The sequence below is a fragment of the Amycolatopsis cynarae genome, assembly GCF_026802195.1.
Taxonomy (GTDB): Bacteria; Actinomycetota; Actinomycetes; order Mycobacteriales; family Pseudonocardiaceae; genus Amycolatopsis_E; species Amycolatopsis_E rhizosphaerae.
Genome location: NZ_CP113836.1, coordinates 497,464 through 521,448 on the forward strand (window position 1 = coordinate 497,464; position 23,985 = coordinate 521,448).

Annotated in this window: 20 protein-coding genes; 8 read left to right on the forward strand and 12 right to left on the reverse strand. The window is 71.7% G+C overall.

Going from position 1 to position 23,985, the window contains the following annotated elements:
- Window positions 1-56 precede the first annotated feature (56 nt).
- From ORV05_RS02395 to ORV05_RS02405, 3 genes are all read left to right on the forward strand, one after another.
- The gene (locus ORV05_RS02395; RefSeq protein ID WP_268756816.1) at window positions 57-1,595 is read left to right on the forward strand and encodes a CehA/McbA family metallohydrolase; all 1,539 of its coding nucleotides are present in this window, start codon (window positions 57-59) and stop codon (window positions 1,593-1,595) included.
- Window positions 1,596-1,670: 75 nt separating this feature from the next.
- The gene (locus tag ORV05_RS02400; RefSeq protein WP_268756817.1) at window positions 1,671-2,348 is read left to right on the forward strand and encodes a response regulator transcription factor; all 678 of its coding nucleotides are present in this window, start codon (window positions 1,671-1,673) and stop codon (window positions 2,346-2,348) included.
- Window positions 2,345-3,775, forward strand: a complete 1,431-nt coding sequence (locus tag ORV05_RS02405; protein WP_268756818.1) for a sensor histidine kinase — start codon at window positions 2,345-2,347, stop codon at window positions 3,773-3,775. Before ORV05_RS02400 ends, ORV05_RS02405 begins: the two co-directional genes overlap by 4 nt.
- Before the next feature lie 18 nt (window positions 3,776-3,793).
- On the opposite strand, the gene ORV05_RS02410 is transcribed toward ORV05_RS02405, so the two are convergent.
- The 3 genes from ORV05_RS02410 to ORV05_RS02420 all read right to left on the reverse strand — a co-directional run bounded on the left by ORV05_RS02410 (window position 3,794) and on the right by ORV05_RS02420 (window position 7,719).
- Entirely contained in the window at window positions 3,794-5,530 is a 1,737-nt protein-coding gene (locus ORV05_RS02410; protein WP_268756819.1) for a hypothetical protein, read from the reverse strand.
- A 65-nt stretch (window positions 5,531-5,595) separates the two neighbouring features.
- The gene (locus ORV05_RS02415; RefSeq protein ID WP_268756820.1) at window positions 5,596-7,104 is read right to left on the reverse strand and encodes an ATP-dependent DNA ligase; all 1,509 of its coding nucleotides are present in this window, start codon (window positions 7,102-7,104) and stop codon (window positions 5,596-5,598) included.
- Window positions 7,105-7,164: 60 nt separating this feature from the next.
- Complete coding sequence (locus ORV05_RS02420; RefSeq protein ID WP_268756821.1) at window positions 7,165-7,719, reverse strand: sigma-70 family RNA polymerase sigma factor; 555 nt, start codon at window positions 7,717-7,719, stop codon at window positions 7,165-7,167.
- Window positions 7,720-7,873: 154 nt separating this feature from the next.
- Between ORV05_RS02420 and ORV05_RS02425 the strand changes: the two genes are divergently transcribed.
- Complete coding sequence (locus ORV05_RS02425; RefSeq protein ID WP_268756822.1) at window positions 7,874-8,599, forward strand: zf-HC2 domain-containing protein; 726 nt, start codon at window positions 7,874-7,876, stop codon at window positions 8,597-8,599.
- Window positions 8,600-8,667: 68 nt separating this feature from the next.
- Here the strand turns inward: ORV05_RS02425 and ORV05_RS02430 are convergent, their stop codons facing one another.
- Window positions 8,668-9,771, reverse strand: coding sequence for an ISAs1 family transposase (locus tag ORV05_RS02430; protein WP_268754146.1), 1,104 nt, complete (start codon window positions 9,769-9,771; stop codon window positions 8,668-8,670).
- Between the two features lie 221 nt (window positions 9,772-9,992).
- Entirely contained in the window at window positions 9,993-11,390 is a 1,398-nt protein-coding gene (locus tag ORV05_RS02435) for a class II fumarate hydratase (protein ID WP_268756823.1), read from the reverse strand.
- A gap of 115 nt (window positions 11,391-11,505) precedes the next feature.
- On the opposite strand from ORV05_RS02435, the gene ORV05_RS02440 reads away from it, so the two are divergent.
- Window positions 11,506-12,489, forward strand: coding sequence for an NAD(P)/FAD-dependent oxidoreductase (locus tag ORV05_RS02440; RefSeq protein WP_268756824.1), 984 nt, complete (start codon window positions 11,506-11,508; stop codon window positions 12,487-12,489).
- Between the two features lie 16 nt (window positions 12,490-12,505).
- On the opposite strand, the gene glpX is transcribed toward ORV05_RS02440, so the two are convergent.
- From glpX to ORV05_RS02465, 5 genes are all read right to left on the reverse strand, one after another.
- Window positions 12,506-13,579: a class II fructose-bisphosphatase gene (gene glpX / locus ORV05_RS02445; RefSeq protein WP_268756825.1), complete on the reverse strand. Its 1,074-nt coding sequence runs from the start codon at window positions 13,577-13,579 to the stop codon at window positions 12,506-12,508.
- Between the two features lie 108 nt (window positions 13,580-13,687).
- A complete protein-coding gene (locus tag ORV05_RS02450; protein WP_268756826.1) occupies window positions 13,688-13,942 on the reverse strand; it encodes an exodeoxyribonuclease VII small subunit in 255 nt (84 codons plus the stop codon).
- 42 nt (window positions 13,943-13,984) lie between these two features.
- The gene (locus tag ORV05_RS02455) at window positions 13,985-14,386 is read right to left on the reverse strand and encodes a hypothetical protein (protein ID WP_268756827.1); all 402 of its coding nucleotides are present in this window, start codon (window positions 14,384-14,386) and stop codon (window positions 13,985-13,987) included.
- A gap of 3 nt (window positions 14,387-14,389) precedes the next feature.
- Window positions 14,390-15,646 (reverse strand): exodeoxyribonuclease VII large subunit, encoded by a 1,257-nt coding sequence (gene xseA, locus ORV05_RS02460; protein ID WP_268756828.1) that lies wholly within the window; start codon window positions 15,644-15,646, stop codon window positions 14,390-14,392.
- Window positions 15,643-16,266: a lipid droplet-associated protein gene (locus ORV05_RS02465; RefSeq protein WP_268756829.1), complete on the reverse strand. Its 624-nt coding sequence runs from the start codon at window positions 16,264-16,266 to the stop codon at window positions 15,643-15,645. Before ORV05_RS02465 ends, xseA begins: the two co-directional genes overlap by 4 nt.
- Before the next feature lie 105 nt (window positions 16,267-16,371).
- Here ORV05_RS02465 and ORV05_RS02470 point away from each other — a divergent pair, with 105 nt between their 5' ends.
- Entirely contained in the window at window positions 16,372-17,340 is a 969-nt protein-coding gene (locus tag ORV05_RS02470; protein WP_268756830.1) for a 4-hydroxy-3-methylbut-2-enyl diphosphate reductase, read from the forward strand.
- Between the two features lie 97 nt (window positions 17,341-17,437).
- Here ORV05_RS02470 and ORV05_RS02475 read toward each other — a convergent pair whose 3' ends face one another.
- Both ORV05_RS02475 and rmuC read right to left on the reverse strand, forming a co-directional pair.
- Window positions 17,438-18,532, reverse strand: a complete 1,095-nt coding sequence (locus ORV05_RS02475; RefSeq protein ID WP_268756831.1) for a DUF6542 domain-containing protein — start codon at window positions 18,530-18,532, stop codon at window positions 17,438-17,440.
- 198 nt (window positions 18,533-18,730) lie between these two features.
- Entirely contained in the window at window positions 18,731-19,648 is a 918-nt protein-coding gene (gene rmuC / locus ORV05_RS02480) for a DNA recombination protein RmuC (protein ID WP_268756832.1), read from the reverse strand.
- Window positions 19,649-19,878: 230 nt separating this feature from the next.
- Between rmuC and ORV05_RS02485 the strand changes: the two genes are divergently transcribed.
- Together ORV05_RS02485 and ORV05_RS02490 are read left to right on the forward strand one after the other, a co-directional pair.
- Entirely contained in the window at window positions 19,879-21,027 is a 1,149-nt protein-coding gene (locus ORV05_RS02485) for an exonuclease SbcCD subunit D (RefSeq protein ID WP_268756833.1), read from the forward strand.
- Complete coding sequence (locus ORV05_RS02490) at window positions 21,024-23,984, forward strand: AAA family ATPase (RefSeq protein ID WP_268756834.1); 2,961 nt, start codon at window positions 21,024-21,026, stop codon at window positions 23,982-23,984. Before ORV05_RS02485 ends, ORV05_RS02490 begins: the two co-directional genes overlap by 4 nt.
- Window position 23,985: the final 1 nt, after the last annotated feature.

Below are 23,985 nucleotides of genomic sequence, written 5' to 3' on the forward strand. Positions count from 1 at the left end.
CCGCCGGACCACTGATCGGCTTGTCCCGGTCACCGGAGCTGTGAAAACGTGCGCTCATGTGCATGAATTGCGGGGCGGGCGTCTCCCGGCGTGGCTTTCTCACCGCGGCCGGGGTGGGCGCGGGGATGGCACTGGCACCGGTCGCGTTCGCCGAGGCGGCCGAAGGGCAGACCGAAACGAAGGTGATCACCGGGCATTTCGAGCCCGGCACCCCTGACTTCGTGTACCTGCCGGTGCAGGTGCCGTCCGGAGTCAGCCGGATCTCCGCGGTCTACAGCTACGACAAGCCGCCGGTGCCCGCGGGCACGCCGGGGAACTCCTGCGACATCGGGGTTTTCGACGCGCGCGGCACACAGCTCGGCGGTGCCGGTTTCCGCGGCTGGTCCGGCGGTTTCCGCGACCGGTTCTCGATCAGCCGGAGCGAGGCGACCCCCGGGTACCTGCCCGGCGAGGTGATGCCGGGAACGTGGAACATCGTGCTCGGCCCGTACCAGATCGCGCCGCAGGGCATGGACTACCGCGTCGAGGTGACGCTGACCTACGGCCCGCCCGGACCCGCGTACCAGCCGGACTACCCGCCGGTGAAGGCCGCCGGACGCGGCCGTGCCTGGTATCGCGGCGACTGCCACCTGCACACCGTGTATTCCGACGGAAGGCGGCTTCCCGCCGAGGTCGCGGCCGGGGCGAGGGACGCGAAGCTGGACTTCATCACCTCGACCGACCACAACACCTCGTCCTCGCACGGGGTGTGGGGCCCCCTCGCCGGGGACGACCTGCTCATCATGCTCGGTGAGGAGGTGACCACCCGCAACGGCCACTGGCTGGCGCTGGGCGTGCGGCCGGGGCAGTTCATCGACTGGCGATACCGCTCGCAGGACCACGATCTGCCGGAGTTCCAGCGCGAGGTGCACCGCTCGAACGGCCTGTGCGTTGCCGCGCACCCGTACTGCCCCTGGATCGGCTGCAACTTCAAGTTCGGTTACCAGGACTTCGACGCGGTCGAGGTGTGGAACGGGCCGTGGACGTGGGACGACGACGCCGCGGTGTCCACTTGGGACGGCAAGCTGGTTGAGGCGGTGCGCGGTGGTGGCCGCTGGCTGCCCGCGATGGGCAACAGCGACGCGCACAACCCCGGCAACGTGATCGGGTTGCCGCAGAACGTGGTGCTGGCCGACGAGCTGAGCCGGGACGCGATCCTGGACGGGATCAAGGCCGGGCGGACCTGGATCGCCGAATCCTCGGCGGTCGAGCTGTCCTTCGCCGCCGCCGGGCCGCGCGGCCAGAGCGCCGGCATCGGGGAACGGCTCGCCGTGGGCAAGGGCGACAAGGTCGCCGTCAGGCTGGATGTGAAGGGGGTGCCGAACGGCACCGTCCGCCTCATCACCGACGAGGGCCAGCTGCTGCAGCAGAGCCTGCCCGCGAACGGGGAGGGCACGGTGACCTGGCTGACCACCCCGGCCGCGGCCGCCTACGTTCGCGCCGAGGTGCGCCATCCGCAGGCGGACGGCAGCGCCGGTGCCCCGGCGCTGTCCCCGGGGCTGAACTTCGGGGCGATGGCGGCCATGACCAACCCGATCTTCCTCGGCAGGTCCTGACGATCCCGCTTGTCCCGGTCCGATGAGCGCTAAAGTGGCGTTGATCGCTCATCAACTGGGGGGATTGTCGGTTTCGTGGCTCGTGTGCTGCTCGTGGAGGACGATGGCGCGCTCGCCGAGGCGCTCTCGGTGGCGCTCGGCGCGCTCGGCCACGAGGTGACCCACGCCCCTTCCGGCGAGCGCGCGCTCGAGATTCTGGCCGGTGAGCGGCTCGACGTGGTGCTGCTCGACCTGATGCTCCCGGGGATCGACGGATTCGAGGTGTGCCGCCGGATCCGGACCACCAGCCTGGTCCCGATCATCCTGCTGACCGCTCGCGGCGCCGCGGTGGACGTGGTCGTCGGCCTGGAATGCGGCGCCGACGACTACGTGGTCAAACCCGCCGAGCCGCGGGTGGTCGACGCGCGGATGAAGGCGGTGATGCGCCGGGTCACGCCGGTCCCCGCCGATCCGGTGCTGCGGTTCGGGCACCTGGTGGTCGACCCGTCCGCGATGATGGTCACCGCGGACGGCGCCGAACTGCACCTCACCGCGACCGAACTGAAGCTGCTGCTGGAGTTCGCTACCCATTCCGGTCAGGTGCTGACCAGGCAGACCCTGCTCAAACGTGTCTGGGACTACGGTTATGTCGGCGATTCCCGCATCGTCGACGCGGCGGTCGCCCGGCTGCGGGCCAAGATCGAGCGGGATCCGGGCAGCCCGGTCCTGCTGCGCACGGTCCGAGGCCTCGGCTACCGCCTGACCTCCCCGTGAGGCCGTACTTCGGCCTGCGGGCCCGTATCGCGGCCGCGGTCGTGTTCGTGACCGTGGTGGCGACCACCGCGATGGCCTTCGCGTCCTACCAGGTGCAGGCGAGCGACACCACCGACCGGTTCCTCGCCGCCGCCCGTGCCGGCTACTCGTCCGATCTGGTGCAGGCCCGGTTCGTCGCGCAGTACCTCACCGGAGGAGGACCCGCCGACATGGTGGCCGGGTACATGTACCGCGAGCGGGGAGTGCGCTGGACGTTGCTCGACTTCTCCCCGGGCGCACCCCGGCCGGCGATCGCCGACGGCCACTACCCGTTCGATCCGAACCGGATGCGGGGCCAGGTGCCGCCGGTGGAGTTGCCGGTCTGGCTGGTGGACGGCGCGCTGGCCAGGTACACGGGCTCGTGGACGATGGAGTCGCTGGACGACCCTGCCTACTGCGTGCTGGCCGGGCAGGTGCTGCCGGACCTGGTGCTGGTCGAGTTCTACAACATGGGGGCGTTGCAGGACGAACTGGCGAAGCTGCGGCGCAACCTGACGATGATCGCGGTCCTGGTCGCCGCACTGGGGGTGGCCGCGGCGCTGGTGGCCGCGAAACGGATCCAGCGGCCGGTGCAGGCGGTGGCTTCGGCGGCGCGGGAGCTGGGCCTTGGCGACCTCAACGTCCGCGTTCCGGTGCGAGGCAGGGACGAGCTCGCGGAACTGGCCGCCTCGTTCAACGCGATGGCGCGCCAGATCGGGGATTCCATCAAGGAACTGCGGGCCAAGGACCAGCAGCAGCGGCGGTTCGTGGCCGATGTGGCGCACGACCTCCGCACCCCGCTCGCGGCGATGGTCGCCGCCGTGGACGGTCTGGACCACCCTGAGGTGAGCGCGCGGTCCGCTCATCTGCTCGGCGTGCAGACCCGTCGGCTGGCCACCCTCGTGGAGGACCTGATGGAGATCTCCCGGTTCGACGCCGGAGGCGCCGACTTCCAGGCGGAACCGGTGGAGCTGACTGATCTCTGGGCGGACGCCGTCGAACTCTCCGGCATCACGGCCGAACCGCGTGCGCTCGGCGATGACGTGGTCGTCGGGGACCCGCGGCGGCTGCACACGATCGCGCGCAACCTGCTGACCAACGCCGTCCACCACGGGGCACCACCGTTTTCCGTGCTCATCGACGGTACGGACGCCGACCGGGTCACCGTCCGCGTCGCCGATTCCGGTCCCGGCGTTCCCGAAGACCTGCTGGACCTGGTGTTCGACCGGTTCGTGCGGGGCGACCGGGCCCGGACCGCCACCGAAGGCAGCGGCCTGGGGCTGGCGATCGCGCGGGAGAACGCCCGTGTGCACGGCGGCGACATCACCGTCGCCAACGACGGCGGTGCCGTCTTCACGCTCACCCTGCCCCGCACAGCCGCCCCGGCTTCTGCGAAGCCAGGACCGTGAGCCACTTCGAACCACGCTTCAGTGCTGGTCGAGGGTGGTCTGGCCGGGGCGCAGGGTGTCGCCGCAGGAGCGGCGGGGCCAGACCCACAGCTTGCGTTCCGTTTCCGGCACCGCCGTCGCCGCGTAGGCCCGCGCGGCCGCGAGCTGTTCCTCGCTGTGTACCGCGTCCTTGCGCACCCAGTCGCCGCCGAGCTCCGCGGGAGCCGGGTAGGTGTAGAGCGGGTAGTAGTCGCGCAGCAGCCGGGGATCCGTCGCGATTCCCGTGGCACCGCCCCAGTACAGGCGGAAGTGCAGGAAGGTCGGCTTGACGTCCTCGAACACCCGATCGCGCAGTGCCGCCATGTCGTGGTGGTGGTAGTAGTCCGCGATCTTGGCGTCCACCAGGCCCGCCAGGTCCAGGATCGGCAGGCGGCTGGTGAGCGAGGTGCCGCCGAGATCCGGCTCCAGGATCGACCCCTGCCGGACGTCGAACAGATCGGCATAGGTGTTGAAGACGCGGCCGAACCGGTCCGCGACGAAGCACATCGGCAGGGTCGGCTGGTCCCGGAACCTGTTGCCCGCGTCGGCCAACGAGGCGCCGGAGGGCACGAGGGCCGCGGTCATGGCCACCGCCAGGACGAACCGGCCGCGCACGCCGGACCCGCGGAACGCCTCTCCCGTGGCCAGCGGTCCGATCAGCGCGGCCATCGCCCACACCGGCGTGGCGAACCGGTACTCGCCCATCCAGTCGGGGTTGAGCACCGCGTAGGCGATCAGCGCCAGGCCCAACGGCACCAGCAGGGCCGGCATTCCTTGACGCCACCACGAGGAGCGGGCCATCACCAGGCCGACGACCAGCACGAGCAGCAGCACCGCGAGCGTGCCCGCGTAGAGCACGAGTTCCCCGGCGCGGGTGAACTGCTTGAGGTCGGGTGCCTGCTGGCTCTTCGCCACCGCGGTGTTCGCCACCAGACGGCCGAACACGACGTACCGCCACGTGAGATAGGTGCCGAAGAGTGCGGCGAAGGCCGCGCCGGAGACCAGCACGGACCGCACGGTCGAAGCCAGCGTGGTGCGCCGCAACTGGATCAGCGCGGTCAGCGGGTAGGCCGCAGCGTAGATGGCCCCGTCCGGGCGGGTCAGGGCGGCGAGCGCGGCGAGCAGCCCCACCGTGATCGCGACCTTCGGGGTGAGCAGGCGTCCCAGCATCGCCGCGCGGAAGGTGACCACCGCCAGCGACGTCACCAGGAGGGCGAACAGGGAGTTCTCCAGCCCGGAAAAGCACCAGGCCACGAACGAAGGCACCGCGGCGAGGAGCGCGCCGGTGCAGAGCGTCACCAGCCAGGGCCGCCGCGACACCAGGGAGGCCGCCGAGTGAGCCGCGATCAGGATTCCGGCGCAGCACAACAGCGCCAGCGCCTTCGGGAACAGGATGTAGTCCGGGATACCGAACAAGGTGCCCCGGTCGAACAGGCCGAGCAGGCGGCCGACCGCCAGCAGCGCGGTCCACGTCGGATTGGAGAACCCTTCCACCGGCGGCACCCCGGGCTGCGCCACCGGGCCCAGTCCTTCGGCCAGGTTGCGCGCGTAGGCGAAGGTGATCGCGGCGTCGTCCACCAGCCAGTTCCCGTACTGCGCCGCCCGCGCCCCGATCAGGGTCAGACCACCCAGCATGGCGGCCACCGCGGGCAGCCGGGCCCACCAGCGGGCGGACCTCGCCGGCCGGGGCCGGGTGACGGCGTCAGTGGGTGGATCAAGGGGTGGGGCAGCGACCATGCCCGCAAGCTACGGAAGAGATGTGCTGGTTCTGTGACAGCAGTTCTCCCGTTGCTCCACGGAAATCATTTGAGTGTGGCGCGCACCACGTCGATCGTGTCGGCCTCGGACGGTTCCTTGTCGGGACGGTAACGCACGACGCGCGCGAAACGAAGCGCCACGCCACCGGGATAACGGGTGCTGGTCTGCGCCCCGTCGAGTTCGATCTCCACCACCAGTTCCGGCCGGACCCGGACGGTCCAGTCGTCGTGGTGTGTTTCCAGCTCCAGCAGCCTTTTCGTCTGCCACGCCAGCAACTCGTCGGTGAGCCCCTTGAACGTCTTGCCCACCATGATCGGCGGCCCGCCATCGGGATCGCGGGCGCCGAGATGCAGATTGGACAGATATCCCGTGCGCCGTCCGTGCCCCCATTCCGCCGCGAGCACGACCAGATCGAGCGTGTGCACCGGTTTCACCTTCAGCCACGCCCGGCCCCGGCGGCCCGCCGCGTAGACCGAGTCGAGCGCCTTCACCATCACCCCTTCATGGCCGTCCGCCAGCGCCGCGTCGAGGATGCTCGCGGGATCCGCCGGCTCGGTCCGGCCCGGGATGAGGTGCTCCCCGGCCACCGTCCGCAGTGCGGCGTTGCGCTCGCGGAGCGGGGAGTCGAGCAGATCCGCGCCGTCCAGGTGCAGGCAGTCGAAGAAGTACGGCCGCAGCAGCAGGGCCCGCACCTGCTCCTCGCGGGTGCTGCCGAACCGGCTCATCGTCTCCTGGAACGGCCTGGGCCTGCCCTCGTCGGTCAGTGCAAGGGTCTCCCCGTCGAGCACCACCGAGCGGCACGGCAGCGCCCGCACCAGCTCGACCAGTTCGCCCACCTGCCCGGTGATCTCCCGCAACGTCCGCGTGTAGACCCGCACTTCGTCGCCGTTCCGGTGCACCTGGATCCTGGCACCGTCCAGTTTGTACTCCACAACCACCGAGGCGTGCTCGGCCAGCGCTTCGTCCAGCGATTCCGCCGGAGAGGCGAGCATCGGGCGCAGGGGGCGGCCCAGCCGCAGCCGGAACGCGCCGAGCGCCTGCTCGCCACCGCCGATCGCGGCGACGGCGGTTTCGGGGAGACGGCCGGAGAGCATGAAGGCCCGTCGCACCGCTTCGACCGGCACCGCGGCCGCCGCGGCGACCGCGTCCACCATCACCCCTTCCAGCGCACCCTGCCGCAACTCGCCGGTGAGCAGGCGGAACAGGAAGTGCTGCTCGGCCTCGGTGGCCCGGGCGAACAGGCTGCGCAGGACCTCCGTGCGGCGCTGGGCCGAGCCCGCGCCCGCCGTGCCCGCCACCTCGTCCAGCGCGGCGTCCACCTCGGCCACCGTGAGCGACGGCGCGGCGGCCGGGGCGGTGTCCAGCCCGGCGAGCGTGCGCCAGCCGGTGCCGATCCGGCCCTGGGTGGGCCGTCCGGTCAGGAACGCGACGACCGCGGGCAGCTCCGCACGGCCCGCCCGGGAGAGCAGCGCGGACAACGTCGCGATCTTGGCCTTGCGCGAGCGTGTGGCCGTCAGCTCGGCGGAGGCGGCCACGACGTCGGCGAGGAACATGAGCCCATCATGCCCCGGGCACCGACAGTTTCAGCGGGATCGCCGGGACACAGCCGGGACTCAGCCGTGCGCAGCCCGGCGCTGTCCCTCGCGCAGCGCCGCGGTCAGGTCCTCACGGGCCCGGAACACGCGGGAGCGGATGGTGCCGACCGCGCAGCCGCATAGCTCCGCCGCTTCGGCGTAGGACAGGCCCGCCACCTGGGTGAGCACGAACGCCTCCCGGCGCTCGAGTTCCAGTTCGCCGACCAGGCGGCGCAGCACCACCAGGCGGCCGTGGTCCGGGGCGGTGGCGCCGTGCTGCTCGGCCGCCGCCACCCAATCCTCGGTGCGGCTGGCCCGCGGGCGGCGGCCCTGGGCGCGCAGCTGGTCGGCGGCCACGCGCTTCGCGATCGCCAGCAGCCACATCCGCGCCGGGGAACGGCCCTCGTAGCCGGGAAGGGCGGCGAAGGCGCGCAGATAGGTTTCCTGCACGAGGTCCTCGGCGAGGGCGGGACTGGACAGGTAGCCCAGCAGCCGGTGCAGCTGGTGCCGGGTCGCCGCCACGAACCGCTCCGCGGCCGCCCGGTCGCCCCGTGCGGCGCGGAAGGCGTCCCGGGTGATCTCGTCGTCGTCCACTGCCCGTCCCCTTCCGCGGACTCTCCGCAAAGGACTTTATGGGGTCGGGAAACCAGTCGATCAAGCGGACGTCACGGACAGGTGAAATCGGACCGGAAAGCGGCGGGGGACGCGGTGAGGGAACTATTTGCCTCAGGCGGGCGACAATACGGGTATGGACTGTGCAACCGCGCGTGAGGCGATTTCGGCCGCACTGGACGGAGAGGACACCGGCGTGGCGCAGGAGGCGCTCGACGAGCACCTGGCGTCCTGTGCGGACTGTACGGCCTGGCAGCACGAAGCGGCGGTGGTGACCCGCCTGACCCGGATCGACACGGCGGGCGAGCGCGCCGACGTCACGGCCGAAGTGCTGGAACGGTTCGTTCCGAGGGGGCGGCCCTCACCCGTCGACTGGCCGCGATGGCTGCTCGGGTTCGCGGCGGTTTCCCAGTTCTCGCTCGTGGTGTCGCAGCTTTTCCTGCCGCAGCCGCTGGGGGACGGCAGCACGGTCGCGCCCGGATCGCATATGGAACACGAGGCGGTGGCGTTCAACTTCGCGGTGGGCATCGCCCTGCTGTGGGTGCTTTCCCGGCCCGGCAGGGCGGGCAGTCAGTTGCCGGTGCTGCTCAGTTTCGCCGGAGTGCTCGTCGCACTGTCCATCATGGACTTCGCCAGGGGCGATGTGGGCTGGTACCGCTTGGCCGGGCACGGGCCGCTGGTGCTCGGGGTGCTGTGCACCGCCCTGCTCGCCCAGCGAGCCCGCCGTCGTCCGGGACCGGGGAGCCGGGTCTCACCGGAGCTGCCGGAGAAGGCGGGCACGTGGGAGCCGGGGCAGGACGAGGTCAGTCCCGGATCCGCGACCCGGCGGAATCGGCCGCCGGCCGCGCGGCACGTGGCGTAGCCGGGGCCACCGAGAGCCGTGAGGGGTCCCCTCACGGTCGATAGAGCCAGGGTTCCGGCAAAGTCGTGTTAGGGGAGGTGGAGGAGGGTGAGTGGTCGGTTGTGGTTGCGGGCGGTGTGGCGTAGTGCGGCGGCGATGTTGGTGGCGCCGTTGAGGCGGTGTGTGCTGATGGCGAGGTTGCGCAGGCTGGCCATGACGCGGGGTGCGGTGCCGGTGCGGATGCGGGAGGTGTCTTCGCCGTAGGTGACGTCGCGGACCCAGTGCAGTCTGTTTTCGATGCCCCAGTGATCGCGGATGTGGGTGGCTAGTTGGGTTGGTGTGTCGGTCAGGCTGGTGATGCCCAGGACTGTTTCGGTGTGGGTGCGGCCGTTGGTGTGGGTGGTGTGGCGGTGTAGGCGCCAGACTTGGCGGGCGTGGGGGAAGCGGATGCCTTCTGGGGTGGGTAGGACCTGGATGGTGCGGCGTTCGTGGCGGCCGTGCCCGGTGCAGGTGTCTGTGTGTGCGGGGGTGGTGGTCCAGGGCAGGGGGATGAGTTTGTCCAGCAGGTAGCGGCGGTTGCCTTTGACGGGGAAGAGGTAGTCGGCGCCGCGTTCGGTGAGGTAGCGGGCGTGGTGGGCGGTGGTGTGCAGGGCGTCGGCGGTGATGATGGCGCCTGTGAGGTCGATGCGGTCCAGTAGTGGGGCGAACCAGGCGACTTCGCTGTCTTTGCCGGGTAGCTGGGCTTGGGCCAGCACGGTGCCGCTGTCGCGGTCGAAGGCGGCCAGAAGATGCACCGGGCGGCCGTCATGGCGGCGGCCGCCGCGCACGGTTTTGCCGTCCACCGCGATCGCGGGGCGCTTGTTCTGGGGCTGGGGTTGCTGGGCCAGGCGTTCCTGCAGCCAGGCGCCGATCGCGGCGTCCACTGCCTCGCCGTCGACTTGTTGCAGGGTGCGCCGCAGGGTGGCCTCGTCCGGTGCCACCAGTCGGTTGGCTTTGCGGTCGTGGCGGGCTCCCAGCCGCGCCAGGTCCGCTTGCGCGGCGTCGGCGGCCCATTCGCCGATCGCGGTAAAGGAACGGCATCCCGCGCACACTGCCGCTGCGGCGATCAGCAGGATCGAGCGCAGCGTATGGCGCACACCGCGGGGTTTGCGCGGGTCCGGCACCACATCCAGGTGATCAGCCAGATCCCACACCTGCACAGGCTCTGGAACAGACCCGTCAGGGGTCAGACGATCAAAACCAGCAACGGTGGGGCATGATGCAACGGCAGGCACGGCTCTCTCGCATGATCAAGGGTCTTCGACAAACCACATGATCAACTAGAGACCGTGCCTGCCCTGCAACCAGGCCCAACACGACTTTGCCGGGACCCTGGTCGATAGAGCTGTGAGGGGACCCCTTACGGCGCGCCGGGTCAGCGGCCGCCGCGGGCCATGCGCAGCACGTCGAGGGCCTCGTCGAGCTGGGCTTCGGTGAGCTTGCCCTGTTCGATGTAGCCCCGCTCGACGACCACCTCGCGGATGGTCTTGAGCTCTTTCAGCGCCTGCTTGGCCACCGCCGCGGCCTCTTCGTAGCCGATGTACTTGTTCAGCGGCGTGACGATCGACGGCGAACCCTCCGCGTAGGCCCGCGCGCGGTCGGTGTTGACGGTCACGCCCGCGAACACCTTGTCCGCCAGCAACCGCGACACCGCCGCCAGCAGGCGCGCCGACTCCAGCACGTTGCGGGCGATCACGGGCAGGTTCACGTTGAGCTGGAAGTTGCCCTGCGCCCCGGCGAAGGCCACCGCCGCGTCGTTGCCGATCACCTGGGCGACCACCTGGAGCGTGGCCTCCGGGATCACCGGGTTCACCTTGCCCGGCATGATCGACGAGCCGGGCTGCAGATCGGGCAGTGCCAGTTCGGCCAGCCCGGTGCGCGGGCCCGAACCCAGCCACCGCAGATCGTTCGCGATCTTGTGCAGCGAAACGGCGACCGTGCGCAGGTTCGCCGACGTCTCCACCACGCTGTCCTGGCTGGCCTGCGCCTCGAAGTGGTTGCGGGCCTCGGTCAGCGGCAGCCGGGTCACCGTGGCGAGTTCGGCCGCGACGCGCGCCCCGAAGCCGTCCGGGGCGTTGAGCCCGGACCCGACCGCGGTCCCGCCGATGGGCAGTTCACCCAGGCGGCCCACCCCGGACTCGAGCCGTTCGATCCCGTACCGGACCTGCGCCGCCCACGCACCGGCCTCCTGGCCGAGGGTGACCGGCACGGCGTCCATGAGGTGCGTGCGGCCGGACTTCACCACGTCCCGCCATTCGGCGGCGCGCGCCTCGATCGTCGTCGCCAGGTGGTCCAGCGCCGGGATCACGTCCATGAGCACGGCCTCGGTCGCGGCGACGTGGATCGTCGTCGGGAACGTGTCGTTCGACGACTGCGACGCGTTGACGTGGTCGTTCGGGTGCACGTCGATGCCCAGCTTGCGGCTGGCCAGCGTCGCGATCACCTCGTTGGCGTTCATGTTCGACGAGGTGCCGGAACCGGTCTGGAACACGTCGATGGGGAAGTGCTCGTCGTAACGGCCTTCGGCCACCGCGTCGGCGGCTTCGGCGATCGCCTCCGCGAGTTCGGGTTCGAGCACCCCCAGCCGCGCGTTCACGCGCGCGGCGGCGGCCTTGAGCAGGCCGAGCGCGCGGATCTGCGCACGCTCCAGGCCTCGGCCGGAAATCGGGAAGTTCTCCACGGCCCGCTGGGTCTGGGCCCGGTACAGCGCGTCGACGGGCACCTTGACTTCGCCCATCGTGTCGTGTTCGATCCGGTATTCCTGTTCAGCCATAACGCCAGTCTCACCCAGTGCGATCGGCTTCGCTTCGTGTGCTTGCGCACCGCGAATCGTTACGATCGCAGTGTCCGGACCACTCCGGGGAATCGCTGCGAAGGGCGGGGCGCCGATGGGCACCGCTGAGGAACTTTCGGTCGACGTGCTGATCGTCGGCGCCGGTCCCACCGGGCTGTTCGCCGCCTACTACGCGGGTTTCCGCGGCCTGTCGATGGCCGTGGTGGACGCGCTGCCCGAGGCGGGCGGTCAAGTCACCGCCATGTACCCAGAGAAGATGATCTACGACGTGGGCGGCTTCCCCGCGGTCCGCGGGCGCGACCTGATCAAGGGCCTGCTGGAACAGGCCGCGCCGTGGCAGCCGCGCTACCTGCTGGGGCGCAAGGCGGAGGGACTGCGGCCGGGCGATACCGGACTGGACGTGGTGCTCGACGGCGGCCAGATCGTGCATGCCGGCGCGGTGCTGATCACAGCGGGCATCGGCGAGTTCACGCCGCGGCCGCTGCCCGCCGGACAAGGCTGGCTCGGGCGCGGCATGGTGCATTTCGTGCCCTCGCTGGACGCGCACGCCGGGCAGGACGTGATCGTGGTCGGCGGCGGCGACTCGGCCTTCGACTGGGTGCTCGCGCTGCATCCGGTCGCCGCGAGCGTGACGCTGGTGCATCGCCGCGCGAAGTTCCGCGCCGCCGACTCGATCGTGCGGCAGGCCCGCGAGCTCGGCATCCGGATGATCACCGATGCCGAGGTGACCGAACTGCGCGGCGACGGTGCGCTGGCGGAGGTGGTCGTCGAGGCGAAGGGAGCCGAACCGCTGGTGCTGCCGGCGCAGACCCTGGTGGCGGCTCTCGGCTTCACGGCGGATCTCGGACCGATCGAGAACTGGGGGCTGAAGATCGACCGCCGGGCGATCGCGGTCGACTCGACGATGGCGACCGCCCGTGAGCGCGTGTACGCGGCCGGGGACGTCGCCGCGTACCCGGGCAAGGTGAAGCTCATCGCCACCGGTTTCGGCGAGGCCGCGACGGCGATCAACAACATCGCCGTCGCCCTCGACCCCGAGGCGCACCTCTTCCCCGGCCACTCCAGCAACGCCGAGTAGGGCGTCGCGTCGCCGCCTACGGCAGCGGCGGGACGGACTTCTCGTCGGCGCCGGACTCGCCCAGTTCGCCGTCGAAGTCGATCGACGAGTAGGCCCGCAGCTTCGTCAGGCGGTGGTAGCCGTCGATCAGGCGCACCGTGCCCGACTTCGACCGCATCACGATCGACTGGGTCGTCGCGCCACCCGCGCGGTAGTGCACACCCCGCAGCAGGTCACCGTCGGTGACCCCGGTGGCACAGAAGAACACGTTGTCGCCCTTGACCAGGTCGTCGGTGGTCAGCACGCGGTCCAGATCGTGCCCGGCGGCCAGCGCCTTCTCCCGCTCGGCGTCGTCCTTCGGCCACAGCCTGCCCTGCAGCTCACCGCCGAGGCACTTCATCGCACAGGCCGCGATGATGCCTTCGGGGGTGCCGCCGATGCCCAGCAGCAGGTCGACACCGGTGCTCGGCCGCGCCGCCGCGATCGCGCCCGCCACGTCACCGTCGGAGATGAACCGGATACGGGCACCCGCCTCGCGCACCTCCTTCACGATCTGCTCGTGCCGCGGCCGGTCGAGGATGCAGACGGTGACGTCGGAAACGCCGCTGTTCTTGGCCTTGGCCACCCGGCGGATGTTCTCCGCGATCGGCGCCGACAGGTCCACGGTGCCCGCCGCTTCGGGGCCGACGGCCAGCTTCTCCATGTAGAACACGGCCGACGGGTCGAACATCGCGCCGCGCTCGGCGACCGCGAGCACGGCCAGCGCGTTCGGCATGCCCTTGGACATCAGCGTGGTGCCGTCGATCGGGTCGACCGCGACATCGCAGGCGGGACCGTCGCCGTTGCCGACCTCCTCGCCGTTGTACAGCATCGGCGCTTCGTCCTTCTCACCCTCGCCGATGACGACCACGCCGCGCATCGAGACGGTGGAGATCAGCTGCCGCATCGCGTCGACCGCCGCGCCGTCGCCGCCGTTCTTGTCCCCCTTGCCGACCCAGCGGCCGGCCGCCATCGCCGCCGCCTCCGTGACGCGCACCAGCTCCATCGCCAGGTTGCGGTCGGGCGCTTCCTTGCGGCGCGATGTGCTGGGGGACGGGCTGACGCTCGACATTGGTGCCTCCCGGGTTCGTGCAGGGCGGGTATTGATTCTCTCAGACCGCGTGCACACCGCACGGCACCGAAGACATGGCAAACCTCACTCCGGGTGCCCGCCGATGGCTCAGCCTGCCCCGCCGCCGTCGGTTTCCCCCGCTTCCGCCGCGTCTTCGACGGACTTCAGCGCCGCTTCGATGCGCTCCCGCGCGCCCTCCAGGTGGTGCTCGCAGATCTTCGCGAGATGCTCGCCCTTCTCCCACAGGGCCAGCGACTGCTCCAGCGACAGTCCCCCCGCCTCGAGTTCCCGCACCACCTCGACGAGCTGGTCACGGGCCTGCTCGTAGCCGAGTTCCGTACCGTTTTCCGTGGCCTCGCTCACCAGCGCAGACTACTGTTCGCCACCCCGGCCCGCGTGCCCCCCTCAGGAACGCCGGTGCCTGCCCTGCCCCTGGCCCGCGGCGACCACCGCGCAGGCCATCGCATGGTCGTAACCCATGAACGCCTTCGCGAACTCCTGCCCGTCACCCTCGGTGATCGCTTCCTCGATGCAGGTCTGGGCGTTCGCCACGCGGCGGCGGTGCGCGGAACCCTCGCTGAACCACCATCGCGTGCCGACGTAGACCGAGGTGGCCTCCGACAGCCGCCGCAGCCGGGTGTCCAGCCCCCACCGCACCGCGGAGGAGCAGCCGGCCAGCAGGGAGGTCCAGCACGCGTTGGCGGTCTCGTCGGCTTCGGTGGCCCTGCTCAGCACGGTCCTGGCGCCGATGCGCGCGGCCGCGTCGGCGGTGAGCGGCAGGAATGTGGGGCCCTGCGCTTGCAGCACGTCCTACTCTCCTGGTTCGACGGTCCTGACGACCGCGTGCACGGCGCCGTCGACGACCCGCACGCGCAGCGGAGTTCCCTCCGCCACTTCAGAGATGGATCGCAGTACCTGGAGGTTGCCTTCCGCGTCGGGATATTGCACGACCGTGTAGCCGCGGGACATGGTCGCGGCGGGCCCGAGCGCGGTCAGCCGGGCACGGGCGGAGGCGACGGCGGCCTGTTCGTGGGCCAGCGCGTGGAGCATCGCGCGGCGGCCCCGCTCGCGGTGCAGTTCGACCTCCTCGGCGCGGCGCTGGATCGGACCCAGCGGATCGGCCAGCACCGGACGGCTGCGGAGCTGGTCGAGCAGGCGGCACTGGGTGTCCACCCAGCCGTGCAGTGCCCGGCGGGCCCGGTCGCGCAACTGGTGCACGCGGGCGGTCTCCTCGCGGACGTCCGGCACGACCCGCTTGCCCGCGTCCGTGGGAGTGGAGCAGCGCAGGTCCGCCACGTGGTCCAGCAGCGGGGTGTCGGGCTCGTGCCCGATCGCGCTGACCACGGGCGTGCGCGCGGCCGCCACGGCCCGGCACAGCGCCTCGTCCGAGAACGGCAGCAGGTCCTCGACACTGCCGCCGCCGCGGGCGATCACGATGACGTCGATCGACGGATCGTCGTCCAAAAGGGACAGTGCTTTGCGGATCTGCGGGACCGCCGTCGGGCCCTGCACCGCGGTGTTGACCACCTGGATCCTGGCGGCGGGCCAGCGGGCGTGCGCGTTGGCCAGCACATCGTGCTCGGCGGCGGACGCCCGGCCGGTGATCAGCCCGATTCCCTTGGGCAGGAAGGGAAGCCGTTTCTTGCGTTCCGGGGCGAACAGGCCCTCGGCGGCCAGCAGGCGGCGCAGCCGTTCGATCCGGGCGAGCAGCTCACCGATACCGACCGCGCGGATCTCGCTGGCGCGCAGGCTGATCGTGCCGCGCCCGAGGAAGAACGTCGGCTTGGCGAACACCACCACACTGGCGCCGTCGCGCAGCGGCGGCTCGATCTCCCGCAGCAGGCGCATCGGGCAGGTCACCGTCATCGACACGTCGGCCGACGGATCCCGCAGGGTGAGGAAGGCGGTCTGCGTGCCCGGCCGGGCGGAGATCTGGGTGACCTGGCCCTCCACCCAGACCGCGCCCAGGCGGTGGATCCAGTCCGCGATCTTGCGCGCGACGGTGCGTACCGGCCAGGGGTTCTCCGCGCTGGTCTGCTCCCTGGCGGTGGCGGATTCGGTGCTCACCGGCCGGTGACGTCCGTTCCGCCGCCTTCGGCCAACCGCCGCACGTTGCCGATCCGGCGGGTGAGCATGCCGGTGAACGAAGGCCGGTTGGCGTGCGAGCGCTCGTAGGAGAGCAGTTCCTCGAGCTGCTCGAGGTTCAGCCGCCGCAACCGCGCCCGAAGCTGGGGCAGGGTCAGCTCGTCGTAGTTGGTCAGGCCGACCGGACCGGCCGCCCCAACCGCGGCGGCCGCCGCGTTCCCGCTGTCGAACTCGCCCTCGGAGTGGTCCTCGGCCAGCGCCTGCTCCTCCTGCTCCCAGGGGTCGCGCAGGCCCTCGCCGGGCTCCTTGACGCCGACGGGGCCGTGATGGCCGTTGCGGGCGTCGCCCTCGGGCGGCGTGATGTCCTCGTCGAAGGTCGCCCACGCCGGCGTCTCCTCGACCGGCCGCAGCGAGGACAGCACCTCGTCGCCCTTGATGGCCAGCTCGGTGACCTGCTGCTGCAGGCGCATGGACAGCTGCAACACCTGGGACAGCACGGTGACCGGCAGGCCCAGCAGGTTCTTCGGCAGCTCGCGCGCATGCTCGGCGGCGGTCACGGCCAGGCCCGCGGCGACTCGGAGGGGGAGCGGGAGAGGCTTCATGCGTACAGCCTGCCGCACCTGGGGCATCCTGCCCAACCGATCAGCTCCGATGTCCTGCCCAGACGTGACCGTCGGCACAACGGGCCGGGCCGTACCCTGGAAGCCATGAGTGCAGCGAGCCCTGCCGCCGAGCCCGCCAAACGAGTGCTACTGGCCAAACCGCGCGGTTACTGCGCGGGGGTCGACCGCGCCGTGATCGCCGTCGAGAAGGCGCTGGAGCTCTACGGCCCGCCCGTGTACGTGCGCAAGGAGATCGTGCACAACCGGCATGTCGTGGACACGTTGCGCCAACGCGGGGTGATCTTCGTCGACGAGACCTCCGAGGTGCCCGAGGGCGAGCTGGTGGTGTTCTCCGCGCACGGGGTGTCCCCGGCCGTGCACACCGAGGCCGCCGAGCGGAACCTCCGCACCATCGACGCCACGTGCCCGCTGGTGACCAAGGTGCACAAGGAGGTCAACCGGTTCGCCAAGGACGACTACGACATCCTGCTGATCGGCCACGAGGGTCACGAAGAGGTCGAGGGCACCGCGGGGGAGGCCCCGGAGCACGTCCAGCTGATCGACACGGCCGAGGACGCCGCCAAGGCCGAGGTGCGTGACCCGGCGAAGGTGGTGTGGCTGTCGCAGACCACGCTGAGCGTCGACGAAACCATGGAGCGCGTGGAGCAGTTGCGCGAGCGGTTCCCCGGGCTGGCCGATCCGCCCAGTGACGACATCTGTTACGCGACCTCCAACCGGCAGGGCGCGGTCAAGGCGATGGCCGCCGAGTGCGATCTCGTGCTCGTGGTGGGCTCCCGGAACTCGTCGAACTCCAAGCGCCTCGTCGAGGTGGCTCGGCAGGCGGGCGCGCGGGACGCGCACCTGATCGACTACGCCCACGAGGTCGACGAGGCGTGGCTGGATGGCGTCGGCACGGTCGGTGTCACCAGCGGTGCTTCCGTGCCGGACGTGCTCGTCATGGAGTTGCTCGAGTGGCTGGCCGCGCGCGGCTGGGACCAGGTCGACGAGATCACCACGGCCCAGGAGAAGATCGCCTTCGCGTTGCCGAGGGAACTCCGCAAGGTCGCCCGCTAGAACTTCCCCAATCCCTGCGACGCCAACGCCGTGAGGGGGCCCTTCACAGCCGAATCGGCTGTGAAGGGCCCCCTCACGGCACGTCTAGGTGCGCTTTTCAGGCGTCGTCTTCCCAGGGACGGCGACGGGGCGGGGGGCCTCCGCGCCGCCGTGGCGGTTCGCCGTCCTGCCCGCGACGGGGATCGCCCTGCCCACGGCGGGGATCGCTCTGGCCGCGGCGGGGATCGCCGGAGCGCGGCGGCAGCCGTCGTGGCCGGTCCGCGCCGCCGGACGGGGGATTGGCGGCACGCCGCCGCTCGGGCTCGTCGCCGCGCGGCTGACGGGGACGGCGGGCAGGCGGCGGAGGTGTCTTGCCGCCCCGGGTACCTGATGCGCCTGGGGCACCGGAGGCACCGGAGGCGCCCGGGGCCCCAGGGGCGCCGCCTCGCCCGCCGGGCTCGCGCCGGCGAGGCGGTTCGTCCGGCCTGGGCCGTCGCGTCATGGGTAGCGAGGGATGCTGCTCGGCCCCCGGGTTGCGCGGTACCGGTGCGCGGCCCTCACCCGGTCGCCGGGTGCGTGGGGGCGCTCCTTCGCGGCCCGCCACTCCTTCGCGTCCAGGCTGTCCTTCCCTACCGGGGGCACCGCGCCGTCCGGGCTGCCGTTCCCGGCCCGGTGCGTCTTCACCGTCGCGAGGCGGTCGTGCCTTGCCCGGCGGCCGTTTCCGGTCGCCGGCGGCCTTCTTCGCCGCGGTGTTCGGATCGCGTTCCCGGTAGATCCGGAACAGGCCGAGGGCCAGCGTGCAGCCCGTGGTGACCGCCATCAGGGGAAAACCGTTGATCAGCGGGGTGCCGAGGGCCAGTACCTTGGCCAGGGTGTCGCTGTTTTCCGGCATCCCGGAGACCAGCAGCACCGTCCCCAGCACGGTGACGGCCAGGATCAGCGGCGGCTGCACCATGGGCCCGAACAGGCTGCGGCGCTGGACGGCGACGACCGCGCCCACCGTCCCCAGGAAATAGCAGACGCGGAACGTCCAGCCCAGGGCGTTCGAGATCTTCATGTCGACGATCGCACCCACGACGGCGAGGCCGAACGCGAGGAGCACGGCGGCGAACCAGGGCAATCCTCGTCTCTCGCCGACGAGGGGACGCACGTCCCAGGGAACGGCAACCTCGGCGGCGTCAGGATCGCTTTGGCGATCGCGAGTGGCGGTCACGAGGCAACACCGTAACTCCTAGGGGGCCGCCGGTGCGTGCCACTCCGCGTAGTTGGTCGCGAGCCAGTGCCCGATCATGCCCTCCCGGTCGCGCTGACCTGCGCGGGAACGGGGCAGGGCGACGGTGCGCAACGTGCTTGTTACATACGTTAACCCACCGTGTGCCGCGGCCCGCCGAGACGGCGGAGTCCGGTTCGTTCAGCTTGCGGTCAACTCGTCCCCCTTTCGCACCGCCGCCACCGCGGCCGGGCTGCCCGAGGCCTCCGTCAGGGGCGTCACCGCGGCCCGGAACGCCTCCAGCGCCTCCAGTTCCCGCCTGCGCGCCGACAGGAAACGCTGGAGGTGCGTGCTCGACAGGTTGACGGCCTCGACCGCGTTCCCGGCGGCCCGGTGGGCCGACGCGGCCCCGGTCCGGACGCGTTCGATGTCCTCGGCGACCGCCCGGTCGCTCGCCGCGAACAGCGACGCCGAGGCGAGGACGGCGAACCCGGTCGGTCCGCACAGGAAGACGCGCCTGTCGAGCAGCCAGCGCAGCAGTTCCGGATCGGTGTCGAGCGCGGCGACCACCGCCGCGTCGGACGGGACGAACATAACGGTGCCGTAGATGCCGTCCGCCCAGCGCTGGTACCCCTTGCCCGCCAGTTCCGCCGCCCGGGAGCGCAGGTTGCGGACGTGGACGCGGAGGGCGTCGCGCCGTTCGTCCGCGTCGTCGGTCTCGACGGCCTCCACCCAGCACGCCATGCTCGCCTTGGCGTCCACCGGCACCGTGCGGTCGCCGCCGACCCGCAGCACGAGATCGGGCTTGGCGGCCCCGCCACCGGCGACGTCGGTCTGGAGCGTGTAGTGCAACCCCTCGCGCAGCCCCAGTGCCCGTGCGGTCTCCACCAGGACCTGCTCGCCCAGCTCCCCTCGGCCGCTGATGGACGCGAAGGTCACTTCGTACCGCCGCAGCTCGGCCTGCTGCCGATCCACCCGTGATCGCTCGACCTCCACCTGGCGCGCCGCGGCGTCGGCCCGCCGCACGCTGTCGGTGTAGAGCCGCCAGAGCAGCCCGATCGCGCCCAGCAGCGCCAGCGCGATGACGACGGCCGCCGTGCTGATCACGGTGGATGCCACGGGCGCCTCCCTCCTTGATCGGGTTCGCGGGCATCATCGCGCACCCCACCGACAAAATCGGGAGCACCCACAGGTCGAACACACGTTCGAGTGAAGCCTTGGGTGGGCCTCGTCCATGCCCGGTGAAGGACGGTCCGCAGGTCGGGATGGGAAAACGGGGCACCGGCGCCCGTCCGTGCCCGCGGCGGGTCTGCGCGGATCTGTCGCCGGGCCCCTCTACCTTGAGCGCCGTGAGATTCCTGCACACCTCCGACTGGCACGTCGGACGCACCTTCCACGGCACGGACCTGCTCGCCGAGCAGGACGCCGTGCTCGCACACCTCGCCGACCTGGTCGCCGGCGAGGCGGTGGACGTCGTGCTGGTGGCCGGGGACGTCTACGACCGGGCGGTGCCCTCGGCGGAGGCCGTGCAGACCGCGACCCGCGCCTTGCGGCGGCTGCGCGAGGCGGGCGCTCGACTGGTGATCACCTCGGGAAACCACGATTCGGCGCCCCGACTCGGCGCCTTCGCCGAGTTCGCCGCCGCGGGCGGGCTCCACCTGCGCACCTCCGTCGGCCGCATCGGCGAACCCGTGCTGTTCGAGGACGCGCACGGACCGGTCGCCGTCTACGGCATCCCCTATCTCGAACCGGAGCCCGCCCGGCACGCGCTCGGCGTGCCGGAAGCCAAGGGACACAACGGGGTCCTCGGCGAGGCCATGCGCCGCGTGCGTGAGGACCTGGCTCACCGCGGGCCGGGGACGCGTTCGGTGGTCCTGGCGCACGCGTTCGTCACGGGCGGGCAGGGCACCGGTTCGGAGCGCACGATCGCGGTCGGCGGGGTCGAACAGGTCGGCGGCGAGATCTTCGCCGGAATCGACTACGTCGCGCTGGGGCACCTGCACGGGCCGCAGACGATCGAGCCGCACCTGCGGTATTCGGGAAGCCCGCTGGCGTACTCGTTTTCCGAAGCGGCGCAACGGAAATCGGTGTGGCTGGTGGATCTCGACGCGAACGGGCTCGCCGAGGTGAGGCAGCACGAACTGCCCGTCCCGCGCCGCCTGGCCACGCTGTCCGGCCGCCTCGACGACCTGCTCGCCGCCGAAGAACACGCGGGCCTCGTCGACTGCTATCTCTCGGTCACGCTCACCGACCCGGTGCGCCCGCTCGAAGCCATGCGCCGGCTCAAGGAACGCTTCCCGCACGCGGTGCACCTGGACTGGCAGCCGGAGGACGGCAGGGCCACCGCGGCGCTGCACTACGCGGAGGCGGTGCGGGGCAGGTCGGACGGCGAGATCGCCCGGAACTTCCTCGGCGACTGCCGCGGCGAGCCGCCGAACGAACGGGAGGACGCCTTGTTGCGCACCGCGCTGGAGATCGCGGGCAGGAGTGAGTCGTGAGGCTGCATCGGCTGGAAGTGGCCGCGTTCGGCCCGTACCGCGGGCGTGAGGTCGTCGACTTCGACGCGCTGGGCTCGGACGGTTTGTTCCTGCTGCACGGCGACACCGGTGCCGGGAAGACCACACTGCTCGACGCCGTCGCGTTCGCGCTGTTCGGCGTGGTCCCGGGGGCGCGCGGCGAGGTGAAGCGGTTGCGGTGCGATTTCGCCGATCCCGCCGAGCCCACCGAGGTCTCGCTGGAACTCACCGTGCAGGGCCAGCGGATGCGGCTGGTGCGCAGCCCGGAGTACCGGCGGCCGAAGCTGCGCGGGGAAGGAACCACCCTCCAGCAGGCCAGGGCCTCGCTCACCTGGCTCGGCGGCGCACCGGCGGGTGAGCCGCCGGAAGGGCTGGTCCGGATCGACGAGGTGGGCCGCACGGTGCAGGGCCTGCTGGGGATGAACGCGGAGCAGTTCTTCCAGGTCGTGCTGCTGCCGCAGGGTGAGTTCGCCCGTTTCCTGCGCGCCGACACCGACGAACGGGAGAAGCTGCTGGAGCGGCTGTTCGGCACGCGGCGGTTCGCCGAGGTCGAGCGCTGGTTCCGCGATCTGCGCATGGACCGCCGCCGGGAGCTCGAGCGGCACCGGCAGGAACTTCGGGAGCTGTTGGCCCGCTTCGCGCAGGTGGCCGGTGAGGAGGCGCCCGAGGAGGATCAGGACGCCTGGGTGGCGGGCGTCGGTGAGCGTGCGGTGCTGGCGGTGGTCGAGGCGGAAGCCGGGAAGGAGGCGGCGAAGGCCGAGCTGGAGGAGGCCCGGCGGCTGCTGACCGGGCGGCAGACCCTGGCGGAGCGGGTCAGGCGGGTACGAAACGCGCGAGGGCGGCTCGAAACGCTGGAGGCGCACCGAGACGAGCGCGTCCGGCAGCGCGAAGAAGTGGCCGCGGCCCGAAGGGCGGCGACGGTCGCCAGTGCGGCGGCACACACCGAACGCAGCGCGACCATCCTCCACCAGGCGCGGAAGGCCGAGCAGGCACGGGTACGGGAGCTGACCGCTGTCGGACTCCCGGAAACCGGGCTCGGCGTTCCCAAGTTGCGGCTGCGGGCGGGGGAACTGCGCGAACAAGCCGGTGTGCTCGCCACTCTGGTGGAAGAGGCCGAGCAGCAGCGGCGTGACCAGCGGGCTCTGACGCGGCTGGCCGAGACGGGCGGCGAGGCGCGCTCCCGGGCGCAGGTGCTGGGCGACAAGCTGAACGGGATCCCGGACCGGATCAGGGAGCTGCGGGCCCGCTTGGACGAGGCCACCACCGCGGCAGCGCGCCTGGACGGTCTGCGCGAGCGGGAGGCCGAGCTCGCGGCGGCGGTACGGGACGCGGAGGGCCTGCCCGCCGCCGAACGGGCGGTGACGACGGCGCGTGAACGGCTCGCGATCGCCGATCAGCGCCACGCCGACGCCCGGCAGCACCGCCTGGACCTGCGGGAACAGCGGCTGAACGGGATGGCGGCCGAACTGGCGGCCGAACTGGCCGACGGCCGGGCGTGCCCGGTCTGCGGTTCCGCCGACCACCCGGCGCCCGCACGCCCGTCCGCGGGCTCGGTCGACCGGGCCCAGGAGACCGCCGCGGAGGAGGCCGAGGGCAGGGCGGAGCGTGCCCGCAAGGCCGCGGAGACCGCCAGACACGAGGCCGAGACCGCGCTGGCCGCGCTGCGCGAACGTTTGCGGGGCCGGACTGGCGAGGAACTCGACGCGGAACTCGCCGCGCTCCGGACGGAGCTGGCGAGCTTGTCCGGACTCGCCGCACGGAAACCGAAGCTGGCCGCGGAGGTGGAGTCGGCGGGCGCGGAGGTCGACGCGCTGACCGACGAGCTGCGTGCCGCCGAGCAGGCCGCGGCCGCCGCCGAGGCGGAGCACGGTGCCCTCGCCAAGAAGGTCGCCGAACGGGCACAGCGGCTGGACGAGGCGCGGGGTGAGCACGCGGACGTCGGTGCCCACCGCGAGCACCTGCTCGGGCTCGTCCGCGCGCTGGACGATCTGGCGGAGGCGCGGGTCGCACTGGAGGCCGCGGCCGGACAACACGCCCAGCGGGAGGCGGAGCTCGCGGCCGCGCTCGAACGCGCCGGTTTCGCGAGTGTGGAGGAGATGCGGGCCGCGGCCCGTCCCGAAGAAGCGGTGACACGCCTGGAACAGAGCCTGGACGAGGCGGCCACGGCGGAGGCCGCGGCCCGGGCCGTGCTCGCCGAGGAGGAACTCGCGGGAATCGGCCCGGACGACCGGGTCGACGTGGAGTCGGCGGAGGCCGCGGCGCGGCTGGCGCAGGAACGGGCGGAATCGGCCGTCGCGACCCTGCGCAACCTCACCCGCCGGGCGGGGGAACTGCGGTCGCTGACCGAGCGACTGGCCGAGGCAGGTGCGGCTCTCCGGCCACGGGAGGAGGAGTTCGCCGAACTCGATGCGCTGACCGACGTCGTCAACGGGCGGGGACAGAACGCGCGGAAGATGTCGCTGCGTTCCTACGTGCTCGCGGCCCGGCTCGAAGAGGTCGCGGTGGCCGCCACCGCGAGGCTGCGCGTGATGAGCCAGGGCCGGTACTCGTTCGTCCACTCCGACGCCGCCGGCGCGCGGGGCACCCGCGGCGGCCTGGGCCTGGACGTGCTCGACGACTATTCGGGCACGGTCAGGCCGGCGAAGACGCTGTCCGGTGGCGAGTCGTTCCTCGCTTCGCTCTCCCTCGCGCTCGGGCTGGCCGACGTGGTGGCGGCGGAGACCGGCGGGGCCCTGCTGGACACGCTGTTCGTCGACGAGGGCTTCGGCACGCTGGACGCGGAGACGCTGGACGTGGTGATGGACACGCTCGACGAGCTCCGCGCGGGCGGCCGCGTGGTGGGCCTGGTCTCCCACGTCGAAGAGTTGCGCCAGCGCATCCCCACCCGGCTGCGCGTGCGCAAGGCGCGGACCGGCTCGACCCTGGAGGTCCGGGTGTGAG

Bases quoted from the DNA above. Each gene is read 5' to 3' on its own strand.
- ORV05_RS02395 (WP_268756816.1), top strand. From the start codon at position 57: ATGTGCATGAATTGCGGGGCGGGCGTCTCCCGGCGTGGCTTTCTCACC.
- ORV05_RS02410 (WP_268756819.1), bottom strand. From the start codon at position 5,530: ATGGTCGCTGCCCCACCCCTTGATCCACCCACTGACGCCGTCACCCGG.
- ORV05_RS02415 (WP_268756820.1), bottom strand. From the start codon at position 7,104: ATGTTCCTCGCCGACGTCGTGGCCGCCTCCGCCGAGCTGACGGCCACA.
- ORV05_RS02425 (WP_268756822.1), top strand. From the start codon at position 7,874: ATGGACTGTGCAACCGCGCGTGAGGCGATTTCGGCCGCACTGGACGGA.
- ORV05_RS02435 (WP_268756823.1), bottom strand. From the start codon at position 11,390: ATGGCTGAACAGGAATACCGGATCGAACACGACACGATGGGCGAAGTC.
- ORV05_RS02440 (WP_268756824.1), top strand. From the start codon at position 11,506: ATGGGCACCGCTGAGGAACTTTCGGTCGACGTGCTGATCGTCGGCGCC.
- glpX (WP_268756825.1), bottom strand. From the start codon at position 13,579: ATGTCGAGCGTCAGCCCGTCCCCCAGCACATCGCGCCGCAAGGAAGCG.
- ORV05_RS02465 (WP_268756829.1), bottom strand. From the start codon at position 16,266: ATGAAGCCTCTCCCGCTCCCCCTCCGAGTCGCCGCGGGCCTGGCCGTG.
- ORV05_RS02470 (WP_268756830.1), top strand. From the start codon at position 16,372: ATGAGTGCAGCGAGCCCTGCCGCCGAGCCCGCCAAACGAGTGCTACTG.